The sequence below is a fragment of the uncultured Rikenella sp. genome, assembly GCF_910579375.1.
GTDB lineage: Bacteria > Bacteroidota > Bacteroidia > Bacteroidales > Rikenellaceae > Rikenella.
Window position 1 is genome coordinate 1 of record NZ_CAJTUJ010000104.1, and the last position, 6,770, is coordinate 6,770.

Annotated in this window: 7 protein-coding genes; 6 read left to right on the top strand and 1 reads right to left on the bottom strand. The window is 57.7% G+C overall.

Annotated features, from left to right (window positions below; translation table 11 throughout):
• Positions 1 to 173: 173 nt before the first annotated feature.
• From QZ302_RS07815 to QZ302_RS07830, 4 genes are all read left to right on the top strand, one after another.
• Positions 174 to 632, top strand: coding sequence for a biotin/lipoyl-containing protein (locus QZ302_RS07815; protein ID WP_294594251.1), 459 nt, complete (start codon positions 174 to 176; stop codon positions 630 to 632).
• A 21-nt stretch (positions 633 to 653) separates the two neighbouring features.
• A complete protein-coding gene (locus tag QZ302_RS07820) occupies positions 654 to 1,814 on the top strand; it encodes a sodium ion-translocating decarboxylase subunit beta (protein WP_294594253.1) in 1,161 nt (386 codons plus the stop codon).
• Positions 1,815 to 2,314: 500 nt separating this feature from the next.
• A complete protein-coding gene (gene lptB, locus QZ302_RS07825; RefSeq protein ID WP_294594261.1) occupies positions 2,315 to 3,049 on the top strand; it encodes an LPS export ABC transporter ATP-binding protein in 735 nt (244 codons plus the stop codon).
• A gap of 72 nt (positions 3,050 to 3,121) precedes the next feature.
• Positions 3,122 to 4,369 carry a TlpA disulfide reductase family protein gene (locus tag QZ302_RS07830; protein ID WP_294594255.1) on the top strand — a complete coding sequence of 416 codons (1,248 nt, stop codon included), beginning with the start codon at positions 3,122 to 3,124 and terminating at the stop codon, positions 4,367 to 4,369.
• Between the two features lie 5 nt (positions 4,370 to 4,374).
• Here QZ302_RS07830 and QZ302_RS07835 read toward each other — a convergent pair whose 3' ends face one another.
• Positions 4,375 to 4,932 carry a pentapeptide repeat-containing protein gene (locus tag QZ302_RS07835; RefSeq protein ID WP_294594257.1) on the bottom strand — a complete coding sequence of 186 codons (558 nt, stop codon included), beginning with the start codon at positions 4,930 to 4,932 and terminating at the stop codon, positions 4,375 to 4,377.
• A gap of 91 nt (positions 4,933 to 5,023) precedes the next feature.
• On the opposite strand from QZ302_RS07835, the gene tig reads away from it, so the two are divergent.
• Together tig and QZ302_RS07845 are read left to right on the top strand one after the other, a co-directional pair.
• The gene (tig, locus tag QZ302_RS07840; RefSeq protein WP_294594259.1) at positions 5,024 to 6,346 is read left to right on the top strand and encodes a trigger factor; all 1,323 of its coding nucleotides are present in this window, start codon (positions 5,024 to 5,026) and stop codon (positions 6,344 to 6,346) included.
• Between the two features lie 45 nt (positions 6,347 to 6,391).
• Positions 6,392 to 6,586 (top strand): hypothetical protein, encoded by a 195-nt coding sequence (locus QZ302_RS07845; protein WP_294594260.1) that lies wholly within the window; start codon positions 6,392 to 6,394, stop codon positions 6,584 to 6,586.
• Positions 6,587 to 6,770: the final 184 nt, after the last annotated feature.

Consider the following 6,770-nt stretch of genomic DNA (forward strand, 5'->3'; position numbering starts at 1 on the left):
ACGCGCCCGGAGAACCCCGACCCAAAAGGAATCACGAAGACAGAGGACTGCGGAGCCTAAGGAGTAGCGTAGCTAACTAAAAGTTTTTGGTGCCGCTTTTTACAAAAAGCGGCAGTTCCCTGCGGGTAGACACAGATAAATGAAAGGATTGAGAAAAATAGAAACACACAGCGATGAAAGAGTATAAGATCAAGATCAACGGCAACGAATACGCCGTATCGATATCCAACGTCGAAGACAACACCGCGTTGGTGAACGTCAATGGCACCCAGTACGAAGTGGAAGTCGAAGGGATGAACGCCCCGAAAGTCGCCAAGACCCCCCGGATCGTCCAGCAGCCCGTGGCCGCTTCGGCTCAGGGCGATGCGCATCCCGCCACCGCCCGGACATCGAGTCCGGCCGCTACCGCATCGGCATCCGCCGGAAACATCAAGTCCCCGCTGCCGGGCGTCGTGCTCGACGTGATGGTACAGGTCGGGGATGCCGTGAAGACCGGCCAGAAACTGATGATTCTCGAAGCCATGAAGATGGAGAACAACATCGACTCCGACCGCGACGGCACCGTCAAAGAGATCCGGGCCCGTAAGGGAGACTCCGTGCTCGAAGGCGACGTATTAATCACCATCGGATAACCCGCCAGCGCTACAGACACTATGGAGAACTACAGCTTTTGGGCCTTTATCGGCGAGAACATCCACCAGTTTCTCACCTACACCGGCTTTGCGAACGTGACCTGGGGGCATCTGATCATGATCGCTTTCGGTCTGGCTTTCATCTATCTGGCCATCGCCAAGAAGTTCGAACCCATGCTGCTGCTGCCCATCGGGTTCGGGATACTGGTCGGCAACATTCCGTTCGTGCCGGGGCTCCAGATCGGCGTGTACGAAGACGGATCGGTCTTGAACTACCTCTACTTCGGGGTGTTGAAGGGGGTTTATCCGCCCTTGATATTCCTCGGGATCGGAGCCATGACCGACTTTTCGGCCCTGATCTCCAATCCGAAACTCATGCTCATCGGAGCTGCGGCGCAGCTCGGGATCTTCGGCGCTTACATCGCTTCGCTGGCCTTGGGCTTTAGCGCAGCCGAAGCCGGAGCTATCGGGATTATCGGCGGGGCGGACGGGCCGACCGCTATCTTCCTCAGCTCGAAACTCGCGCCGGACTTGATGGGGGCTATCGCTATTGCTGCCTATTCGTATATGGCCTTGGTGCCGGTCATCCAGCCGCCGATCATGAAACTCCTCACCACGAAGAAAGAGCGGCTCATTCGGATGAAACCGCCGCGCCAGGTGCCGCAGCGCGAGAAAATTCTGTTCCCGATTATCGGGATGCTCCTGACCTGTTTCCTCGTACCTTCGGGGCTGCCGCTGCTCGGGATGCTCTTCTTCGGCAACCTGCTGAAAGAGAGCGGGGTGACTAAGCGTTTGGCGACGACGGCGAGCGGGCCGCTGATCGACATCGTCACCATCCTGATCGGTCTGACCGTCGGAGCTTCGACGCAGGCTACGACTTTCCTGACGTGGAAATCGCTGGGTATTTTCGGACTCGGGGCTGCTTCGTTCGTCGTGGCGACGTTCGGCGGGGTCTTGTTCGTGAAGTTCTTCAACCTCTTCCTCAAGGAGGGCAACAAGATCAATCCGCTGATCGGGAATGCCGGGGTTTCGGCAGTGCCGGACTCGGCGCGGGTGTCGCAGGAGGTGGGGCTGCACTACGACAAGACGAACTACCTGTTGATGCATGCTATGGGGCCGAATGTGGCGGGGGTGATCGGTTCTGCGGTCGCTGCGGGTATCCTGCTCGGCTTCTTGTCTTAATCGATTCTGTTTGTAGGTTGGCTGGAACTGCCGCTTGTTGGCTTCGCGTTGCCTTCGGCTTCCTCATGCTACCTCGGCAAAGCCCGCAAGCGGTCTCTGCCCTCAGTACGCTACTCGGTTCCTCCTCGCCGCTCGGTAATTTGAAACTACGTTTGCATTACGCTCGCTGGCAGCGTCGGTTGAAAGAAAGCGGCGCAAAGAACTTTCGTGATAGCTACGCTACTCCTTAGGCTCCGCAGTCCTCATTCTTCGTGATTCCTTTTGGGTCGGGGTTCTCCGGGCGCGTTGGGGTAATTCTCGCATTATACGCGCCCGGAAGAATCCCCGGCCCAAAGAAGAGTCCGAGATTTGGGCCGCCGGCAGTGGGAGGATGCGAAGCATCCGTCTAAAGTTTTTCTGGTTCTCTTTGTTCACAAAGAGAACAGTACCCTCCACCCCGCAACCAGTAACAATTACAGTATATGGAAAATCCGATGGAGATCGGCGTCGCCGGCGAGAAGATGCGCCTGTGGACCCAAGACCTCGTCAAGAAATACAAATCGCGCACCGTCGTGAACCGCGTTTCGATCGACGTCGAGCAAGGCGAGATCGTCGGTCTGCTCGGGCCCAACGGCGCCGGGAAGACCACCACTTTTTATATGACCGTCGGGCTGATCAAGCCCAACGACGGCAAGATTTTTCTCAACGACCTCGAGATCACCAAAGAGCCCGTTTATCGGCGGGCACAGCTGGGCGTAGGGTACCTGGCACAGGAGGCATCGGTCTTTCGGCGGCTTTCCGTCGAAGATAACATCAAAGCCGTGCTCCAGATGACCGACTATTCCAAAGAGTACCAGCGCGAGCGGATCGAATACCTCATCAAGGAATTCTCCTTGCAGAAAGTGCGCAAGAGCCTCGGCCAGCAGCTCTCCGGCGGCGAGCGGCGGCGGACCGAGATTGCGCGCGCCGTGGCCATCAATCCCAAGTTTATCCTCCTCGACGAACCTTTCGCAGGCGTCGACCCCATTGCCGTGGCCGAGATCCAGTCCATCGTCGCATCGCTCAAGGAGAAGAACATCGGCGTCATCATTACCGACCACAACGTCCATGAGACCTTGTCCATCACCGACCGCACCTATATATTGGTGGAAGGGAAAGTGATCCGCACCGGAACCGCCGAGGAGCTCGCAGCTGACGAATTCGTGCGGCGCGTTTACCTCGGGCCCGACTTCGAATTGCGGAAAGTGCGAAAATAATTATCTGTCGGGCGAACATCGTAACGGATTTTTTAGTTACTTCGGAGCATAAACCTCAAACAAAACAGGCTTATGCTCCGAACTCTTTTGATCGGCCTGCTCGCCGCCGCGTGCGGCACAGCCGCTGCGGCCGGCCCGCAGAAATTCACGGTCGACGGCCGGATCGACGGCCTGCAACCCGGCGACACCATCCGCTTCGAGACCATTCAGCTGCCCCGGTGGCAGTACCTCCCCGGCTTCGATGTTGTCGTGAAGAAGCCCGGTCGCTTCAGCTATAAAGGCACCCTGGAGCACGACCAGTACTACATGATGACCTACCACCCGAAGACCGGGAAAGTCAGAAAGAACGGTCGGGGCGGTAAGCCCGTAATCATCACTCCCGGCGACCGGATCACCGTCGCCGGAACCGCCGACGAGATCTACTACAGCGCCTGGGGCGGAGGCGTTTACAGCGACCCCGAGCTGGCCGAAGTACTGCGCGTCGAAGACTCGCTGGGGCAGGTGCGCGGCAGCTACCTCCGGCGGTATGCAGAGCTCATGGAGCAGAAAGATACCCTCGCCGCTCGGGAGTGTGGCAAGAAATTCAACCTCTTTTATGACGACAATCGCGCCGCTGTCGACCGCGTGCGGACATTGAACCGCAACTATCGGAAAAACCATCCCGACGGGACACTCTACCTGCTCGTCGAAGAGATTCCGGGACTCAGCTACACCCCGGTAGACAAGGCCCGCGCCACCTTCGACACCTACTCCGAAGCGCTCCGCGAGAGCTATTTCGGGCAGCTCTATGCCCGCTACATGGAAGCCATGGCCCGACTGACCGTCGGACAGCCGGGGCCCGACTTCACCGTCACCACCGTCGACGGACGCACCCTCACCAAAGCCGATTTCCGCGGGAAATACCTCCTGATGTACCACTGGGGGATGTGCCCCGGTTCGATCGCCATCGACCGCTACGTGCGGGAACTCTACGACGAATACCATGCGCAGGGCTTCGAAGTGATGGGGCTCACCCAGTCGATCGACGTTATTCGGAAAGTATACGAATCCCTGCCCGCAGACCGTCCCACCCCGGCGAGCGGCACCGACGATATCCGTCCGGTATTGGCCCGGATGGTCGAACACCCCTGGATCGAAGTCGAGTTGGAGACCGATCATCCCGAAAACCAGGCCCTGACCGAAGCCTATGTCATTCAGGGCTTGCCCTTCTTCGTCTTCCTCGGGCCCGACGGGAAGATACTGGCCCGCGAATTCCACCAAGCCTTTCAGGATGCCGTCCGCATCCTGAACCGCGAACTCGGCGGCGGAAAAGACGAGTAACCGGCCTATTCGATCACCAAACCATACTGCGCGAGCAGTCCCTCGAGGCCATCGCGCGAGAACCTGGCACCCCGCATTCGATTGATTGCGGGGTCTATCGTATATTGGAACGCCGTGCGGAAATCCGCCTTCTCCAACTTGCACCGGTCGAACAGCGTCCGTTCCAGATCGCATCCCGAAAAATCCGCCTGTGTCAGGTCGCACTCCGAGAAGAAACACTCTTTCGCCGCACCCCCGGTGAACACCGTTCTCGGCATCTTCAGGTCATGAAACGAACAGAAACTGAGGTGGCACTTCCGAAACGCCACCGAAAAGCCGAACTTGCGGCACCGGCCGAAATCGACGCCCCGCACCTCGCACTCCTCGAACACCGCCTCCCGCATGCCGGTCTCCTCGAACTCCGCCATCCCGAACCGGCACTTTTCGAACCGACACTCCGTAAAGTCGAAATCCGAGAAGCGGGCCCCCGTGAAGTCGCACTCCCGGAAAATGCACCCCTCGAACTCCCGTCCCGGCAGAGCCTCCGCCCCGCAGATTTTGTGTAATACCTTGTCGTAAATCATAGCCGTCGGCACCAAAAATAGCGGATTTTCGCAAAATTCCTTACCTTTGCCTCTCTTTATTCATGCACAATACAAAACCGGATATTCTCCTATGAACGTAGCCAGAGAAAACCTCGAAAACCAGACCGCCCTGCTTCGCGTGACCGTCGGCGAAGCCGATTACAAGGAACAGGTGGATAAGCAGCTCAAAGAGTACAAACGCAAGGCCAACGTGCCGGGCTTCCGTCCCGGGATGGTGCCCATGGGGGTCATCAACAAGATGTATCGCAAAGGGGTGCTGGCCGATGTCGCCTATCGGAAAGCCACCGACGCCGCGTTCGAATATATCAAGGAAAACGACATCGAAACCGTCGGCGACCTGATGCCGTCCGAGACGAAACAGGGAGACCTGGATTTTGAAAACGGCACCGACTTCGAGTTCGTCTATGAGATCGGCCTCGCCCCCGAGATCGACCTCGCGCTGACCAAGAAAAACAGCGTGACCAAATACGTCATCGAGCCGAACGACGACATGCGGAAAGGTTTCCGGAGCAACTACATGCGGCGTTTCGGGAAACTCGTGGACGTAGACGTCGTGGCCGACGAAGAGGCCCTGACCGGGACGCTGACCCAGGGGGACGATGTCAAAATCGAGGACGCGTACGTCGGGCTGATCAGTATGGACGAAAAAGCCCGGAAACCGTTTATCGGGAAGAAAGTCGGGGACGCTGTCGAAGTGGATGTCAACGAGATTTATAAGACACCGTCGCAGCGGGCATCGATTCTCGGCGTGAAAGAGGCCGAGCTGGAGGGAATGAACCCGAAATACACCTTCACCATCACCCAGATTCGGAAATTCGCCGAACCGGAGATGAACGAAGAGTTCTTCAAACTCGCTTTCCCGGCCGGGGATGTGACCACTCCGGAGCAGTTCGACGCCCGGATCGACGAACAAGTGCGCGGCGAGTTGGCCAAGGAGACCGAGTACAAGTTTACGACCGACCTGCGGAAATACCTGCTGGAAAAGACCAAGCTCGCATTGCCGGAGGCGTTCCTCAAGGATTGGCTCTACCGGGTGAACGAAGGCAAATTCTCGATGGAAGAGATCGAAAAGGATTTTCCGCAGTTCCTCGACATGATCCGTTGGGATATGATCCGTCGGAAAGTGATGAAAGACAACAACCTCGAAGTGACTCAGGAGGATGTCAAGGCCGGGGCTCGGGATGTGGCGATGATGCAGTTCCAGTACTACGGGATGCACACCGTGGCGGACGATATGCTCGAGAACTTTGTCGGCTCGATCCTCGGGAACAAGGAAGAGGTGCGTAAGATTTACGACACCGTAGCGGAGCGGAAAGCCGTCGCTGCGATTGCCGACCAGATTAAAGTCAACGAAAAGACCGTTACGCCGGAGGAGTTCCAGAAGCTGGCGTAGTGCCGCGAGCTCGTTTGTCGCGAGTCTTTTAGTGACGATAGCGCTTTGTCCGTCGCCGTTTCGACCTCAGGTCGAAACGGCGACGTTTTTTATGACCTCCGGGTTCGCCTTTTTAAACCCGCGCGCGGACAAAGGTTGGGCCGTTATTACTTTTCAGTTGCTCGTGCGCCGCCGCCTAAAGAGGAAAATCGTCAAAATGTGCAGGCACGTTTTGACAAGATTTTCCCGGCGCGCGAATAAAGCCAGGGGCCGAGGCGGCCGTAGCGAAACGTAAGTTTCGCCCGTCCACGGGACGTGGGGCCCGAGCGCAGTACCCTCATACCAACGCGCGCCGCCGCCTAAAGAAGCGATTCAGCTATTTCGGTTTACTGCCGAAATAGAATGAATCGCGCAGGCGCGCGAAAACGCGGCGGAGCGATAGCGG